Origin of the sequence: Thermodesulfobacterium commune DSM 2178, from assembly GCF_000734015.1 — a bacterium.
Taxonomy (GTDB): Bacteria; Desulfobacterota; Thermodesulfobacteria; order Thermodesulfobacteriales; family Thermodesulfobacteriaceae; genus Thermodesulfobacterium; species Thermodesulfobacterium commune.
Map to the genome: position 1 here is coordinate 711,707 of NZ_CP008796.1, position 15,681 is coordinate 727,387.

Annotated in this window: 15 protein-coding genes; 7 read left to right on the forward strand and 8 right to left on the reverse strand. The window is 35.2% G+C overall.

Translation table 11 applies throughout. The annotated features are described in order from the left end of the window. Nucleotides 1-62 precede the first annotated feature (62 nt). Entirely contained in the window at nucleotides 63-347 is a 285-nt protein-coding gene (locus HL41_RS03580) for a hypothetical protein (RefSeq protein ID WP_038060352.1), read from the forward strand. Between the two features lie 32 nt (nucleotides 348-379). Here the strand turns inward: HL41_RS03580 and HL41_RS03585 are convergent, their stop codons facing one another. From HL41_RS03585 to HL41_RS03615, 7 genes are all read right to left on the reverse strand, one after another. Then, on the reverse strand, nucleotides 380-748 hold the full coding sequence (locus HL41_RS03585) for a cytochrome c3 family protein (protein WP_038060351.1): 369 nt from the start codon (nucleotides 746-748) through the stop codon (nucleotides 380-382). A gap of 24 nt (nucleotides 749-772) precedes the next feature. After that, a complete protein-coding gene (locus tag HL41_RS03590; RefSeq protein ID WP_038060350.1) occupies nucleotides 773-1,414 on the reverse strand; it encodes a cytochrome b/b6 domain-containing protein in 642 nt (213 codons plus the stop codon). Further along, nucleotides 1,414-3,054 carry a multiheme c-type cytochrome gene (locus HL41_RS03595; RefSeq protein ID WP_144241963.1) on the reverse strand — a complete coding sequence of 547 codons (1,641 nt, stop codon included), beginning with the start codon at nucleotides 3,052-3,054 and terminating at the stop codon, nucleotides 1,414-1,416. The genes HL41_RS03590 and HL41_RS03595 overlap by 1 nt, the downstream gene beginning before the upstream one ends. A gap of 63 nt (nucleotides 3,055-3,117) precedes the next feature. Next, the gene (locus tag HL41_RS03600) at nucleotides 3,118-4,290 is read right to left on the reverse strand and encodes a cytochrome c3 family protein (protein WP_038060346.1); all 1,173 of its coding nucleotides are present in this window, start codon (nucleotides 4,288-4,290) and stop codon (nucleotides 3,118-3,120) included. Nucleotides 4,291-4,450: 160 nt separating this feature from the next. Next, nucleotides 4,451-5,725, reverse strand: a complete 1,275-nt coding sequence (locus HL41_RS03605; protein WP_038060344.1) for a phenylacetate--CoA ligase — start codon at nucleotides 5,723-5,725, stop codon at nucleotides 4,451-4,453. An 18-nt stretch (nucleotides 5,726-5,743) separates the two neighbouring features. Beyond that, entirely contained in the window at nucleotides 5,744-6,301 is a 558-nt protein-coding gene (locus HL41_RS03610; protein ID WP_051754476.1) for an archaemetzincin family Zn-dependent metalloprotease, read from the reverse strand. Between the two features lie 112 nt (nucleotides 6,302-6,413). Next, nucleotides 6,414-7,526 carry a DEAD/DEAH box helicase gene (locus HL41_RS03615; protein WP_038060342.1) on the reverse strand — a complete coding sequence of 371 codons (1,113 nt, stop codon included), beginning with the start codon at nucleotides 7,524-7,526 and terminating at the stop codon, nucleotides 6,414-6,416. Nucleotides 7,527-7,801: 275 nt separating this feature from the next. On the opposite strand from HL41_RS03615, the gene HL41_RS03620 reads away from it, so the two are divergent. From HL41_RS03620 to HL41_RS03640, 5 genes are all read left to right on the forward strand, one after another. Then, entirely contained in the window at nucleotides 7,802-9,781 is a 1,980-nt protein-coding gene (locus tag HL41_RS03620; RefSeq protein ID WP_038060340.1) for an elongation factor G, read from the forward strand. After that, nucleotides 9,778-10,269 (forward strand): MogA/MoaB family molybdenum cofactor biosynthesis protein, encoded by a 492-nt coding sequence (locus HL41_RS03625; RefSeq protein ID WP_038060338.1) that lies wholly within the window; start codon nucleotides 9,778-9,780, stop codon nucleotides 10,267-10,269. The genes HL41_RS03620 and HL41_RS03625 overlap by 4 nt, the downstream gene beginning before the upstream one ends. Continuing rightward, nucleotides 10,256-11,311, forward strand: a complete 1,056-nt coding sequence (selD, locus tag HL41_RS03630; RefSeq protein WP_081856467.1) for a selenide, water dikinase SelD — start codon at nucleotides 10,256-10,258, stop codon at nucleotides 11,309-11,311. The genes HL41_RS03625 and selD overlap by 14 nt, the downstream gene beginning before the upstream one ends. A 126-nt stretch (nucleotides 11,312-11,437) precedes the next feature. Beyond that, nucleotides 11,438-12,703, forward strand: a complete 1,266-nt coding sequence (locus tag HL41_RS03635) for a double-cubane-cluster-containing anaerobic reductase (protein WP_038060336.1) — start codon at nucleotides 11,438-11,440, stop codon at nucleotides 12,701-12,703. Between the two features lie 41 nt (nucleotides 12,704-12,744). Next, the gene (locus tag HL41_RS03640; protein ID WP_038060334.1) at nucleotides 12,745-13,503 is read left to right on the forward strand and encodes an acyl-CoA dehydratase activase; all 759 of its coding nucleotides are present in this window, start codon (nucleotides 12,745-12,747) and stop codon (nucleotides 13,501-13,503) included. On the opposite strand, the gene HL41_RS03645 is transcribed toward HL41_RS03640, so the two are convergent. Further along, nucleotides 13,493-14,383, reverse strand: a complete 891-nt coding sequence (locus HL41_RS03645) for a selenium metabolism-associated LysR family transcriptional regulator (RefSeq protein ID WP_051754477.1) — start codon at nucleotides 14,381-14,383, stop codon at nucleotides 13,493-13,495. The two genes, HL41_RS03640 and HL41_RS03645, sit on opposite strands and share 11 nt — an antisense overlap. A 187-nt stretch (nucleotides 14,384-14,570) precedes the next feature. Here HL41_RS03645 and yedE point away from each other — a divergent pair, with 187 nt between their 5' ends. After that, a complete protein-coding gene (gene yedE / locus HL41_RS03650; RefSeq protein ID WP_038060331.1) occupies nucleotides 14,571-15,668 on the forward strand; it encodes a YedE family putative selenium transporter in 1,098 nt (365 codons plus the stop codon). The last annotated feature ends 13 nt before the right edge of the window (nucleotides 15,669-15,681 follow it).

The window sequence follows — 15,681 nt, forward strand, 5'->3', positions numbered from 1 at the left end:
TAATTTTGGATAAAATATTTTTCATACTCTTTAAGGGAAATAAATAAGGAGGTACAATTAAAATGAATTGCAGTAGATTAAAAACCCTTATCAGAGATTGGTATCAAGAAGTAAGGTCTTTTACCCTTTCTCCTGTCAAAATGATGGATTTAGTAGAAAAACATGTGCAAAACTGTGAAGTTTGTCAACAAGATGAAACTTTACCTTTGGAGTTAGAACAATTAAGAGAAATAATTAGAGTCCCTTATAAACCTCCTAAAGAAACTGACTTTAAATTCTCTGAAGACATAGAATACATCTATGATGAAGATTTAGAAGACTTAGAAGAGGAAGAGATTGAATCTTAGGGGTGACTTATATTTAGCCACCCCTAATCTATTTAAGACCTTTTATGGCAGTCATTACACTTAACTGGCGCTTGTTTACCTTCTTCACCGTTAACCTTCTTATGGCATTCAATACAGGTCTTATGGTAGGCATCCATAGCTTTTAAAGCTTTATCTTTAGCCTGAGCTATATCATGACATTCTACACATTTTTTTACTTCTTTAGTAGGATCGGCTTCTGCATGATGACATACTTTACAATCGATTTTATATACATCTACATGGTTTGCATGATTAAACTTCACAGCTGGAAATTTAGCTCCTTCCAGTTTTAATTGTAATTCCGTTGGAAGTGCAAAAACTAAAGTAACACAGAACAAAATTCCTCCTATGATTAACCCTCCCCAAACTTTCTTTTTCATAGTTTTACCCCCCCTTGTTTTTAATTAGTGCCCGGTATGTTCTTCATGTTCTTCTTCATATCCGGTAAACATAGCTATGATGTGAGCTAAAGGTGTATGTCCTAAAGTACTTAAATAAATATGAACAAAAAGGAAAAATCCGTAAAACACCCAAAGGCCATTGTGAATTAAAGAAACAATCTGAATACCTCCCATCAAACTTTCTAACCAAGCAAACTGAACAGGATCCCAAAGCACAAGACCTGTCAAAATTTGTAAAGGTATACAAAAGATCATGATGATAAAATAAAAAACCTGTTGTAGAGGATTAAATTTGTTATCAGGGGTTGGATGATGAGGGTTTTTCTCTCCTACCATGATACCATAGGCATAATACTTTGCTTGAGCAAAAGCTTTTTTAATAAAATCTACAGGTCTCCAAAAAGGAGGGATATAAATCTTAAAAATTTTTCCGGTAAACAGATAGTAACATAACCAGATAAAATAATTAGCAAGCAAAATAAACCCTAACCAGCTATGTATCTTAACCGCACTTTCAAAAGACATAAGATTTATCTTATCTACCAATCTGATCTGTAATCCGGTAATTATCAATACTATAAAACTGATAGCATTGATCCAGTGCCATATTCTTACAGGTAAAGGATGTAAATATACCTTCTTCATTATTTCCCCTCCCTTCTTTTTCTTCTAATAGGTGTGGTTATAATTCTTAAAGATAGATGCCCTAAACCAAAACCTATACCGCAAACCACAGCCAAAACAAACAATATATCTAAAACACTAATCCTTGACAGACCTAAAACATAAAAATCTCTAACATTTGGTATGGCATATACCGAATTTAAAATCTTTCTATCTACTAAGGTTTTTAAGGTTTTATCTCCTTCTTTACTGATTTCTAAAACTCCGGCAAACTTAGCCTCAGAACTATGACAAACAGTACAATCTTTTATGGCTTCTTTCTTAGAAAGAATTTTATGAGCATCATTAGAATTTACTAAGTCTAATCTTCCTTTTAATTCAACTTTCACCTTCTGTTTAACCGTATTCAAAAACTGCCAGAACTCTTTTTCCTGGACCAAACCATCTTTATTAAGATCTATCTTATTTTTTACCTCTTCAACCGGCCAGTTTAAAGCTTTACTTAGATCTTCTACCGTTATGCCTGTTTTTTTAGCTTTATCTACCAAAGACAGCATCACTGCCTTTTCACCTTTTGCATGACACACACTACAAGAAGCACTCTTAAAATGGACATCTACAAAGGATTCTAAGGTAAAAGGTGGATTATAGAGCCATTTACTATGAGCCTTCTTGGAGTCCTTATGGCAGGACAAACAAGAGTCGTTTAACTTTGCCATACTAACAGGTAAAACGTCATGGGCTTTATGACAGTTAGAACAATTAGGAGCATTAGGCTTGGATTCAGAAAGGGCTTTAAAATGAATACTATCTTTGTAAGCCTTGGCCTCTTCTCCATGACAACTTGCACAGAGATTGAACTTTAACTCATTATTAGGTAAAATACGCGCCACTTTATGATAATCATGACATCTTATACAGTCAGGAGCCTTCTCTTTCCCTTGATAAAAAGCCTTGGCATGGATACTTTTGTTAAATTGATCTACCTCTTTAGTATGACATTGCTTACATATTTCTATAGCTTGTTTTCTATACTCTTTTAGTGATGCTATCTTTTTAATAGGATGCTCTGTTTTAGAATAACCTTTATGACAATCAGTACACTTAAGGTCTTTATGTACAGAACTTAAAAGATGAGACCCATCTACCTTTACTGAAAGAACTTCACCATTTTCAAGCTTTTTAGTTATAGATTTACTATGGCAAGTCAAACAATATTGATTTTCAGGTAAATTTTTACCTATTTTGGCTGGTTTAACCCCATGATATCCATGACATTCTATACAAGAAGCAGTCTTAGAAATGGTGTAGTGTACCTGATTTCTTCTTAATGTAGCATCGGTATGACATTTCTGACATATCTGTTTAGAAAGATTAGCCGCATACTCTCTTTTATTCTTAAATGTATATGAAGGATGTTTAGTTTTTGAAAAATCACTGTGACATACGATACACTGAAAGTTGCTATGAACAGATTGTTTGATTTCATTTAAGTTTACCTTAAGATTTAACTTTTCACCACTTTTTAACGTTTTGCTTAACTCAATTTTATGACAAGACATGCAGTATTCATTAAAACTTGCTTTTTGCTTCCATTCCTTAAAACTTAGGTCTTGAGAAGGTAAACTTCCGATAACCCTTTTAGAAGTAGCAGCAAGCAAACCGGTTGTCAACAAAAGCAGACTTAACAACAAGAAAGAAAAATATAGCGTCTTTTTTTTTCATTATTTAACCCCCACAGGAATATTTGTATGATATCCGTGGCAATCAATACACATAAATCTTTTATCTCTAGCTACTATAGCATGACCTGGATGTTTAGAAATGCTTTCATAAGTATGACATTTAGTACAACGAGAAGCCATTTCTTTAGTGTAATCTTTTATAGATCTAATGTTAATAGGTTTAGGATGAAAATCTGTGTTATAAATATCATAATGGCAAGCAAAACAACCTATTTTACCGTGAGGAGTTTTGGCAAATTTTTCTGAATTAACATAAAGATACATCTTATCACCGTTACCTAAAACCTTAGGCAACCTTTCTACTTTATGGCACTTTATACACTCTTGGGTCTGTTTTCTTACTAATTTGATAGGTTTAACATAGTGAGAATTATGACATTCAGAACAAAGGGTCTTTCCCTCTTTTACTATGTTTTGATGAAAAGAAGAAAGTCCGGACGCAGGATGACAGGTTAAACAGTTTTGGTTTACCCCTTTGGAATAGCTATAACGACTTTCTATTTTGATCGGTTTAGGATGGGTAGATTTATCAATATCCTGGTGACAGAATAAACAGTGAACCTTATTTCCGTGCGCAGAATCATAAAACTTCTTTGAATCTACATAAAGAGCCATCTTTTCTCCATTAGGTAAAACCTTATGAAGCCTCTCTAACTTATGACACTTTAAACAATCTTTAGCAATCCTATCAAATTCCTCTTTTATAGGTTTAATGTAATGTGAACCGTGACACTCTGCACAAGAGAGTTTATTTTCTTTTACTATGTTTTTATGGATAGGAGAAAGACTTTCGATAGCATGGCAATTTACACAATTAGCAGAAACTATCTTTTTATATTCCCTTACACTGGCAATTTTCATCGGTCTTGGATGTTCCTTTACGTTAAGGTCGGCATGACAAGAAAGACAATCCATACTTCCATGAACAGAGGCCTGAAACTTCTCAGGGTCTACATAAAGAGCCATCTTTTCTCCATTAGGTAAAACCTTATGAAGCCTCTCTAATTTATGACACTTTAAACAGGCATCGTTTGAACCACTGCTACTTGCTATGGACGATTTATTAAAGGTTAGAGGAAGAAAAAAACTGATCCCCAACAGAACTCCAGATAAACACAACCCAAGAAAAAAATATCTAAAAATTTTTCCCATTATCAACCCCCATAAAGAAAGATTTTAAAATAACCCTATTTTGCCTATTAGATATAGATATTATATAAGCTCAATCCTTAAGTCAAGCCTAACAAGTTCTAAAAAAGTAGGTTTTTAAGTTCTAATTTCTATTAAACAACAAATTTTTATAAATTTTTTTTTATTTTTTTCTTTTATCTATCACTCGTACAGCTTTTCCTGGAACCCTTTGAATGGTGCCTTCAGGAACGATTTGAATCTTACTTCTAAAACCTAAAAAATCATAAAGTTCTAAGTTTAGCCTCTCCATTTCTTGATCGGTTAACCCCCCATCGGTTTTTTCTACAATGATGGTCATCTCATCTTTGCCTTTTACATTTTCTATTACCAATTGATAATACGGAGCAAGTCCTTTGTACTTCAAAAGTATAGCCTCTATCTGAGAAGGATAAAAATTTACCCCCTTTACCTTCAACATATCGTCTGTTCTGCCTTTAATTCTATCTATTCTAACGTGAGTTCTTCCACACTCGCAGGGTTCGTAACTTATTATCTTAGATATGTCTCTTGTTCTATACCTGATAAGAGGCAAGCCTTCTCTGGTAAGAGTAGTAACCACTATTTCTCCTTCTTCTCCTAAAGGCAATACCTCACCTGTTTCAGGATGTACGATTTCTATGATATAATGATCTTCCCAAACATGAATGCCTTTTCTTGCTTCACAATCTATCCCTAAACCTACTCCCCCGGTTTCTGTCATCCCTATGATATCAAAGGTTTTAACCCCCATCATCTCTTCTATCCTTTTTCTGTATTCATCTGACCAGGTTTCAGCACCTAAAATAGCTACCCGAAGATTAGTTTTTCTAAAATCAAACCCATTTTCTTGAGCTACTTCGATAAGTCTTGCTGGATAAGAAGCTATAGCCCCTATGGCGGTAACCCCCAAATCTTTTATAAGTTTAAGTTGCATAAGAGTTCTTCCAGCACCTGCTGGAACGATAAAACATCCTAAGGTTTCTGCTCCATAATGAAAACCAAAACCTCCGTTAAATAACCCAAAGGAAGGCATAATCTGTAACCTGTCTTTTGAGGTAAGCCCAGCACAAGCCAAGCATCGAGCCATTATCTCACCCCACTGAGCCACATCATTTTTAGTCATAAGGTTTAATACTGGGATTCCTGTAGTCCCTGAACTCATATGCATTCTTACACAATCTGAAGGATCTACAGCTATGTGTCCAAAAGGATAACCATCCCTTAAGTCATCTTTTGTCGTAAAAGGCAGGTATTTTAAATCATCTAAACTTTTTATATCTTCAGGATGGATGTCTTTAATCTTCTCTTTTAACATAGATTTAGAATTTTTAAGAAATGCGATGGTTTTTCTTAATCTACCAAGCTGAATTTTTTCAATCTCTTCTCTTGGTAAAGTTTCCATCTTAGGATTAAACATCTCTTCCTCCTAAAAGTTTTATATTATAAAAATTTTCTCCATACACAAATAAGTTTTCAAAAAACTTTCACATATAAAACAAAAAGATTTATTTTTTCTGTCTACATCCGCTATGGTATTAGAAAAACTCATCACACAGTTTGGGTGAAAACAATGAGGTAGAAAAAAAAGATGACCAAGCTCATGGGTAACCTCTTTAATAAGCCTTTCTGTAAAAATTTTTTCGTCAAAAGCTAACCCATAAAACTCAGGGTTAAGTCTGGCATGAGATACTACAGCTATTCCTCTTTTAGGGTCAGCTTCTCCAAAAACAAAATTTAGCCCATGACTATAAAGGTCAACGTCTACTAAAACTACCCATTTTTCTTTTAAATTTTTTTTATATTTAGAGAAAAGATCTATGATTTTAGAGGAGATGTATTGATTTCTTTTGGGGTTGTAGGCTAAAGAAAAATCAAAAACCAAACCGTAAAAATTAACCGAATATCCAAAAATAGTCTCTAAATGAGACTTTAAAGCTAAAAGAATATCGTCTTTTAAATCTGTATAAACTAAAAATATAGAAATTTTTTTCATGTCATAGTTAAAATATCAATTTTAACTATGATGTCAAGTTCTTTAGAAGATTTTTTTCTATAAGAGGTCCTGTGAGATTAACCAACCTTACAAGACCTCTTATAGTTAGATGTTATATGGATTTGACCATAGGTTTGACTTTAGTTTTAAACATGATATTTCTTAAAAACTTCTCTTCAGACCTACTCATCAAAGAGATAGCCGTACCAGTTTGACCAGCCCTTCCGGTTCTGCCTATACGATGGATATAAGATTCGGCATCCTTAGGCAGTCCATAGTTGATTACCAATCCAACATCTTTAATGTCTAAACCCCTCGAGGCTACGTCGGTTGCTACTAAAATTTTAAATTCTCCTGCCTTAAAACCCCTCATCACCATCTCTCTTTTTTTCTGCGGATAATCTCCATGTATAGCTTTTACTGAGTAGCCCTCTTCCCTTAAAGCTTTGGCTAACTCTTCTGCCTCTAACTTAGTTTGCACAAAAATAATGATCTTAGGTTCTTGCCAGATAGATAAAATTGCCGTTAGTTTTTCAAACTTCATATGAGAAGGCACTTTGTAAACCTCTTGGGTTATCTGTTTTAACGTAATCTCTTCAGGTTTAATTTTTATGGTTTTATAACCATCTCTAAGGTATTTTTCTGCTAAAATCAAAATTTCCTTAGGTAAGGTGGCAGAAAAAAGAAGGGTTTGTCTTTCCTTAGGGGTTTGAGAAATTATGTAATCGATATCGTCTATAAAACCCATGTCAAGCATCCTATCTGCCTCATCTAAGACTAACATCTTTATACCATCAAGCTTAAGATATCCTCTATTGATAAGGTCTTTAATCCTTCCGGGAGTACCTACTAAAACCTTCCCTACCCTTTTTTGTAAAAGTTCTATCTGTTTTTTTAAAGGTTTCCCTCCATAAAAGGTAAGCACAAAAATCCTCTTATTCTTTCCTATGTTTCTTATTTCTTCACTAACCTGAATGGCAAGCTCTCTGGTAGGGACAAGGATTAAGGCTTGAAGTTCCTTCTTTTTAAACTCTACCTTCTCTACGATAGGAATTCCAAAAGCGGCAGTTTTGCCTGTACCAGTTTGAGCCTGACCTACTAAATCCTCTCCTGCTAAAATAAAAGGTATAGCCTTTTTTTGAATGTCTGTAGGGTCTTTATAACCCATAATGTCTAACGCCTCAAGCGTTTTCTTAGAAAGGTTAAAACTTTGAAAAGTTAACATAAATCCTCCATGATTTGTTTAATTTGTTAGCAGAGAAAAGAAGTTATATGAAAATTAAACCGAGACCTTAAGGGAATTTTAAATAACCTCTTTTTACTGCTTTGTTAAACAATAACACTACAACAAAAAAAAACAAGAGACTAAACCATAATTTATTATTTTTATTAGTATCTAAATTAATTTAAAAATCTAACCCCTAAAATCAACCTTGACTATTTAAACAAATTTTTTTATTTAATATTTTTATAAGCAATTTAAACCAAGGGGGTTATAATATGGGGGTGCCTAAAGTATTAACCATCTTAGGACAAACCGACGCAGGTAAGGCAAAACTTTCTGAAGCACTATGTAAAGTTTGTGGAGAAACCATTAAAGGACAAAAAAAAGAGTCCAACTTTTATCTTAAAATCTACGGGTTTAATTATAAAGATACACCTTTCTATCTGTTAACCACCCCAGGGGATGAAAACTTTTTAGGTGAAGTAAAGTGGGCCTTAAAAGTCTCTGATGCAGCTATTTTGGTGGTAGACTCTTCCAATCCTATTAAATATCAAACTATAAGAGTGTTTGAAATGGCAAAAGAAATGGGTGTTCCGCTTTTTATCTTTATAAATAAAATAGACGAAGAAAAGAGTAATTTTGGTCAAACCATCTGTGACCTTCAGGATAACTTAGAGATCTTACAAGTACCTGTCGTTTATATCTTTGAAGGTCAACCTAATAACCTTTTGGTAGATTTGGTAGAAGATAAAGCTATCCTAGAAAAAGGAAATAAGATTGAATACATAGATTATCCGGAAAATGTGAAACATAGAGTTTCTACTTTAAGGGAAAACCTTATAGAAACTGCAGCTGAAGGTAAAGACGAATTAATAGAAAAATATCTGGATACAGGTAGTTTAACTAAGGAAGAAATATTAGAAGGACTAAAATTAGGGTTAGCTAACAATAAAATTGCCTTAATCTTTGCTGGTGCTGCCAAACCAGGCATAGGAGTATCTGTCTTTCTGGAATACTTATATCATTTTGTACCTTCCTATGAGTTAGTAAGAACACGTATAGAAGCAGACGAAAAATCTTCTGGTTTTATCTTTAAAACCATCATAGATCCCTTCGCTGGCAAACTCTCTTATGGAAGGGTATTTGCTGGTTCTTTCTTCTCAGACAACACAATCTTTACGTCTAATGGAAAGGAAGAAAAATACACACAAATTTTTGTCCCAAGAGGAGATGGATTACAGCAAGTAAAAGAAGTTAAAGAAGGAGAGGTTATCGTTTTTGCCAAGGTTGACGGTTTATATACAGGGATCACTTTTTCCAAAAATCCTAAGTTTAAACCTATTGCTTTACCAGAACTTCCTTCTCCTATGATTACTATGGCTATCCATCCAGAAACCAGAGCTGACGAAGATAAAATAAGTGGGGCTTTGGTAAAAATAAAAGAAGAAGACCCCTCTATAATCTTTACCAGAGATGAAGAAACTAAAGAACTTCTTATCTCCGGGTTAGGAGTATTACACATAGAAAAAACCATAGAAAAATTAAGAGAAAAGTTTGGAGTAAAGGTAAAACTCTCTACCCCTAAGATTCCTTATAGAGAAACCATCAAAAAAGCGGTACATGGAGTTATTTACCGACATAAAAAACAAAGCGGAGGTAGAGGACAGTTCGCTGAGGTACATTTTAATATTTTTCCATTAGAAAGGGGTAAAGGTTTTGAATTTTTAGAAACTCTTACCGGTATGAACGTTCCGAGAAACTATGTTCCGGCAGTAGAAAAAGGAGTAAGAGAAGCTATGGAAAGAGGTCCTTTAGCAGGATTCCCTGTGGTTGACGTGAAGGTACAATTTTACGACGGAAAGTCTCATGAAGTAGACTCTTCTGACCTTGCTTTTAAGATAGCTGCTATACACTGTTTTAGGAAAGGTGTAGAGCAAGCTAACCCTGTACTTTTAGAGCCCTATGTAGAAATGGAGATATATGTTCCAGATGAAACTGTAGGAGATGTAGTAGGAGACCTAAACTCAAGAAGAGGTAGGGTTTTAGGGATTGAAAAAGATAAAAAGATGACTAAAATATCTGCGGTGGTTCCTATGGCAGAGGTTCAAAATTATGTAGTATCTTTGCAAGGGTTTACAGGAGGAAGAGGGTATTTTATCTCCAGATTTTCTCATTACGAAGAAGCCCCACCTTTTGTGGCAGAAAAGGTGATTGCAGAAAGAAAATCTCAGATGGAGGCTGCTAAAGAAGAATGATAAAAGTAGGTATCCTTACCCTTAGTGATAAAGGATTTAAAGGGGAAAGAGAAGATAAAACCGGAGAACTTCTTAAAACCTTGGTAGAAAAAGAAGGCTGGCTGGTATCCAAATATTTAATCCTACCTGATGAAAAAGAAAAGATAGTAGAAGTGTTAACCTCTTGGGCAGATAAAGAAAAGTTAGACCTTATTGTTACCAACGGAGGAACAGGGGTTTATCCAAGAGATGTCACCCCTGAAGCTACTAAAGAAATAATAGAAAAAGAAATCCCGGGGATCCCAGAATTTATAAGATATATAAGTTATCCCCTAACTCCGATGGCAGCCCTGACAAGGGGAATAGCTGGAGTTAGGGGAAAAACCCTTATCATCAACCTCCCTGGTAGCCCAAAAGCGATAAGCGAAATTTTTCCCAGTTTAATACCTATCATAAAACATGCTGTAGAGAAAATTAAAGGAGACCCAAGTGAGTGTGCCAGAAATTAAACTTTCTCAGATGGTCAAGGCTTCAGGCTGAGCAGCCAAGCTTCCACAAGAGTTTCTTGTGGAAATATTAGAAGGTTTAGAGCTACCCTCTCATCCTAACCTTATTCAAAGTTTTGAACATGGAGCAGATGCAGGTATATATAAATTAGATGAAGAAAAAGCCTTGGTTTTTACTGCAGACTTTTTTACCCCTGTGGTAGACGACCCTTATACCTTCGGTCAAATAGCCGCTGCCAACTCTTTAGCAGATGTATATGTCTGTGGAGCAAAACCTCTTTTGGCTTTAAACCTCATAACTTTTCCTAAGAGAGGGATTCCTAAAGAAATCTTAAAAGAAATCTTAAGAGGTGGTTTGTCTAAGATTAAAGAAGCAGGGGCTTTACTGGTAGGTGGACATAGCGTAGACGACCCAGAACCTAAATACGGGCTTGCAGTGGTAGGTTTGGTTCATCCTAAAAAAATAATAACCAACAGTCAAGCCCAAACAGGTGACCTTCTCTACCTTTCTAAACCCATAGGCACAGGAATCTTAATAACCGCCTATAAAGGTAAACTGTTTGACGAGAAACATGAGGCTTATCAAAAAATGGTAACTACCATGACTGAACTTAACGACAAAATCTGTGCTATCATGACAGAGTTAGGTCTTAAAGCTGCTACTGACATCACAGGCTTTGGACTAATCGGACATGCCCTTGAGATGGCAACAGCCAGTAAAAAAGACCTTATTATTTATGCCAGCAAAGTTCCCTGTTTTGAAGAGGCTAAGGATTTAATTTCTATGGGGATAGTCCCTGAAGGAGACTATCATAACCTTAATTTTTGCAAAAAATTTATACAAATCCATCCTGAAGTTTCAGAAGACGAATTGATTTTACTATCTGATGCTCAAACCTCTGGAGGAGTCTTGGTAGCTGTTCCACCAGAAAAAAAAACAAGCTTTGAAACAAAAATAAAAAAAGCTGGTCTTGATAACGTAACTCTCATCGGAGAAGTTCAAGACCCACAAGGTCACTGCCCTACTGTGAGGATATACCCTTAAATTCATTGTTTTTTTTCAATATATCAACTTAATTTTTATTTATAATTTCTATTTGACTTCACATCTTTTTCATGAAAAATTGATTTTAACCTTCAAAAAACTTAAATATTTAAGTAGGAGGAGTTTATGGGAGAAGACTATATCAAAATGTGGGAAAACCTGGGAATAGATTTAGAAAACCATGATTGTTTACTTAAGGCATTAGCCGAATTTTATCAACAAATCTATCTTTCTCAAGAAAACCGTCCTGAAGGGATGAAATACTTTGACTTTGTAGTTTCTGAGGCCCATGGCTTAAGGATAAAAGAACTCCTTGAGGCCAAACAACAAGGGAAAAAAGTAGTGGGGGTCTTTTGTGTATATGTACCTGAAGAGATGATACGTGCGGTAGACGGAATATGTGTGGGGCTTTGTGCAGGGGCTCAGATAGGTTTTGAGGAGGCAGAAAAAGTTTTACCTAAAAACACCTGTGACCTTATCAAGGCTTTTATAGGTTTTAAACTTACTCAAGTTTGTCCTTACACAGAAAGCTGTGACCTTTTAATAGGAGAAACAACCTGCGACGGAAAGAAAAAAGCTTATGAAATCTTAAATAAACTTACTCAAAAAGTCTATGTTATGGAAGTTCCTCATATGAAAACAGAAAGAGGGAGAGAGCTGTTTTTAAAGGAACTTTTTGCCCTTAAAAACAAGTTAGAAGAGCTAAGTCAGCAAACTATGACTTTAGAGCGTTTTAAAGAGGAAGTCAAGGTTGTAAACGAAAAAAGAAAAGCCTTGATGAGACTTGAAAAGTTAAGAAGTTATGACCCAGCTCCTATCTCAGGTCTTGATGCTCTTTTGGTGAATCAGATTGCCTTTTACGACGACCCTGTAAGGTTTACCCAAAAAGTTAACGAACTTTGCGATGAACTTGAGGAAAGGGTTAAAAAAGGAATAGGTGTTAAACCTAAAGGAACACCAAGAATACTTATTACCGGATGTCCTTTTGCCTTACCTAACTGGAAACTTCATCACATGATAGAAACAAGCGGTGCTGTTGTGGTAGGTGAAGAGTCTTGTATAGGAAGAAGGTATTATCATAGTTTAGTGCCTGAAGATTTTAGTAGTATAGAAGAAGGCATCAAACTTTTAGCAGAAAGATACCTAAAAACGCCTTGTGCCTGTTTCACTCCCAATCCAGAAAGGATTGAAGAAATCCAAAACATGGCTAAAGAATTAAAAGCTCAGGGGATAGTCTATTATTCTATCCAGTTTTGTACCCCCTATCTTTTTGAAGCCTATCAGGTAGAAAGCGCTGTTGACCTTCCTTTTTTAAAGATAGATACCAATTACAGCACGGAAGATATAGGACAACTTAAAACAAGATGTGAAGCTTTTATAGAAACGTTATAACCCTTAAGTGTAAAGAGTCACATCACTAAGTTTAAAAACCTATGAGGATATTAGGACTTGATGTTGGGTCTACTTATATTAAAGTGGCCCTTTTTGAAAATGAAAGGTTAACCCTTTTAGAAAGAGACAAAACTTCTTACCAACCCTTAGAAAGGTGTCTTCAATATATAAACAAATACCAACCAGATCAGATAGTTGCTACTGGATATGGAAGAAACCTTATTAATAATAAACTTCCAAACTGTATCACCCTTTCTGAAATCAAAGCCTTTGCTATGGGAGCCCATTTTATCCATCCTAAGGTGAGGACTATCTTAGACATAGGTGGTCAGGACACAAAAGTTATAGGTCTTGATGAAGAAGGTAAGGTAGTTAAGTTTGAAATGAACGACCGGTGTTCAGCTGGCACAGGCAGGTTTTTAGAAATAATGTGTAAGGCTTTAGGGTATGAGATAGAAGAATTAAACCAGTTAGACCTCGACGATGAAGTTAAGGTAAAAATCAGCAGTCTTTGCACCGTTTTTGCTGAATCAGAAGTTATTTCGCTTATAGCCCAGGGAGTTCCCAGAGAAGAAATTTTAAAAAGTGTACATTTTGCGGTAGTTCAAAAGGTAGTCTCTATGTTAAAAAGAACCAATGTTATTGAAGATTTTGTTTTTGCTGGTGGATGTTCTCAAAATCAAATTTTAAAAAAGTTTTTAGAAAAACAACTAAAAACTAAGGTAATTACCCTTGATGAATCTCCTTTTCTAGGGGCTATAGGAGCAGGAATTTTTGGAATCTCTCAGATTAAACGTTAGAAAAACTCTTGATAAAATCTAAAAATTTATGTTCTACTGGTAAAAATTTTGCCATTTTTGGATAAACTACATAAAATTTTCTTTTTATCGTAAAATTTTTAATTCTTACTACTTTTAAAATTTTTAGAGAAGTTTCAAGTTCTACGGCTAAGGAAGAAACGAAACCAAAACCAAGGCCTGACTTTACTGCTTCTTTTATCGCCTCTGTAGATCCCATCTCTCCTATGAGGTTAAGCTTAGTGCAATCTATACCTTTTTTATCTAAAGCCTCTAAAAAATTTTTCCAGGTGCCTGAACCCTCCTCTCGTTTTAACAACGGTATATGATACAATTCTTCTAACTCTATTTCGTCTTTATTAAAATCTGTAGGGCCAATAAGAACTATTTCATCTTCATAGCAAGGGAAGAACACCAAATCTTTGTTAGTAAAAACAGCTCCTACCATACCAAAATCGATTTCTCTTGCCAAGACCATCTCTATTATTTCTTTGCTATCTCCTACCTTTAAGAAAACTGAAATGTTCGGATGATTTTCTTTAAAACTTTTTATAAGCTTGGGAAGGATATACTGACCTGGTATGGTGCTACCCCCTATTTCTATCAACCCTACCTTTTCATCTTTTAGAAGTTTTAATTCTTTTTCCATCTGTTTAAGTATATTCAAAACCTCTTTCCCGTAACGATAGACTATTTTCCCAGCTTTACTAGGGACTACCTTTCTGGTATTTCGGTCAAAAAGATTGACCTCTAACTCCTGCTCAAGGTCTTTGATATGAAGAGTAATGGTTGGTTGAGCAAGATGTAAGGCAGAAGAGGCTTTAGAAAAACTTTGGGTCTCATATACCTTAATAAAAACCTCTAACTTCCTTAAATCCAACATCTCTCCATTCTTCAAATATTTTTACCTTGAATATACAAAAAACCTACTCAAAGACAAGGGTATCTTTTATAGAAAAAAACTATAAATCATTTTTAAATTGATAGATTTTTTCTATTTGACTTAAAATTGGATTTTTTCTATTTTTAATACTTAATCAAAAATATACTTATAAACCAAGGAGGAGTGGATGAACGGCATCAGTAATTTTTTAGCTACCAGGTGGGGCATTATTTTAGTAGGTGCTATCATAGGAATCTTAGCTCCCATTCTTCAAAAACTTGGAAACCCACCTAACATGGGGATTTGTGTTGCTTGTATGGAAAGGGACATAGCAGGAGCTTTAGGTTTTCATCGAGCAGAGGTAGTCCAGTATATGAGACCAGAAATCATAGGATTTGTTTTAGGGTCTTTTATAAGTGCTCTTTTGTTTAAAGAGTACCGCCCAAGGGGTGGTTCTGCTCCTTTTATCAGGTTTATTTTAGGGATGTTTGCGATGATCGGTGCTTTAACCTTCTTGGGTTGTCCCTGGAGAACCGTTCTAAGGCTTGCAGGAGGAGACTTCAACGCTATCTTTGGTTTAGCAGGCTTGATTTTCGGTGTCTTTATAGGAACTATCTTCTTCAGGATGGGATACTCTCTTGGCAGGTCTCAAGGATTCCCTTATAAAGCCGCTGGATTAGGTTTTCCCTTTTTGATGTTAGTTTGTTTAGTTTTACTTTTAATCGATAGTCCTTTACCTGGTACTAACAAAGGGGAGTTTTTGTTTTTTAGTATCAAGGGTCCTGGATCTCAACATGCCCCTATTTTTATCTCTCTTTTAGCCGGTCTTTTTATAGGGATCCTTGCCCAAAGAAGTAGATTTTGTACTATGGGTGCCTTTAGGGATGTAATCCTTTTTAGGCAATTTCATCTATTCTTAGGGGTTGCTTCTTTTTTTGTCTCTGCATTAATAACCAACCTTATTTTAGGACAGTTCAATCCAGGTTTTGAAAATCAGCCTATAGCTCATACCATGCAGTTATGGAACTTTTTAGGTATGGCTTTAGCAGGGCTTTGTTTTGCCTTAGCAGGTGGTTGTCCTGGAAGACAACTCTTTCTTTCTGGAGAAGGAGATGGAGATGCTGCTATCTTTGCTACTGGGATGATAGTAGGTGCTGCTGTAGCCCACAATTTTGGTTTAGCAGCCTCTCCTAAAGGAATAGGACCTCATACCCCTGAAGCTATCCTTTTGGGCTTTATCGTATGTATAGTCATAGGATTAACCATGAGAGTTAAAAAAGCTTAGACAATAAAAATTG

Bases quoted from the DNA above. Each gene is read 5' to 3' on its own strand.
- HL41_RS03580 (WP_038060352.1), top strand. From the start codon at position 63: ATGAATTGCAGTAGATTAAAAACCCTTATCAGAGATTGGTATCAAGAA.
- HL41_RS03585 (WP_038060351.1), bottom strand. From the start codon at position 748: ATGAAAAAGAAAGTTTGGGGAGGGTTAATCATAGGAGGAATTTTGTTC.
- HL41_RS03590 (WP_038060350.1), bottom strand. From the start codon at position 1,414: ATGAAGAAGGTATATTTACATCCTTTACCTGTAAGAATATGGCACTGG.
- HL41_RS03600 (WP_038060346.1), bottom strand. From the start codon at position 4,290: ATGGGAAAAATTTTTAGATATTTTTTTCTTGGGTTGTGTTTATCTGGA.
- HL41_RS03605 (WP_038060344.1), bottom strand. From the start codon at position 5,725: ATGTTTAATCCTAAGATGGAAACTTTACCAAGAGAAGAGATTGAAAAA.
- HL41_RS03610 (WP_051754476.1), bottom strand. From the start codon at position 6,301: ATGAAAAAAATTTCTATATTTTTAGTTTATACAGATTTAAAAGACGAT.
- HL41_RS03615 (WP_038060342.1), bottom strand. From the start codon at position 7,526: ATGTTAACTTTTCAAAGTTTTAACCTTTCTAAGAAAACGCTTGAGGCG.
- HL41_RS03620 (WP_038060340.1), top strand. From the start codon at position 7,802: ATGGGGGTGCCTAAAGTATTAACCATCTTAGGACAAACCGACGCAGGT.
- HL41_RS03625 (WP_038060338.1), top strand. From the start codon at position 9,778: ATGATAAAAGTAGGTATCCTTACCCTTAGTGATAAAGGATTTAAAGGG.
- HL41_RS03635 (WP_038060336.1), top strand. From the start codon at position 11,438: ATGGGAGAAGACTATATCAAAATGTGGGAAAACCTGGGAATAGATTTA.
- HL41_RS03640 (WP_038060334.1), top strand. From the start codon at position 12,745: ATGAGGATATTAGGACTTGATGTTGGGTCTACTTATATTAAAGTGGCC.
- HL41_RS03645 (WP_051754477.1), bottom strand. From the start codon at position 14,383: ATGTTGGATTTAAGGAAGTTAGAGGTTTTTATTAAGGTATATGAGACC.
- yedE (WP_038060331.1), top strand. From the start codon at position 14,571: ATGAACGGCATCAGTAATTTTTTAGCTACCAGGTGGGGCATTATTTTA.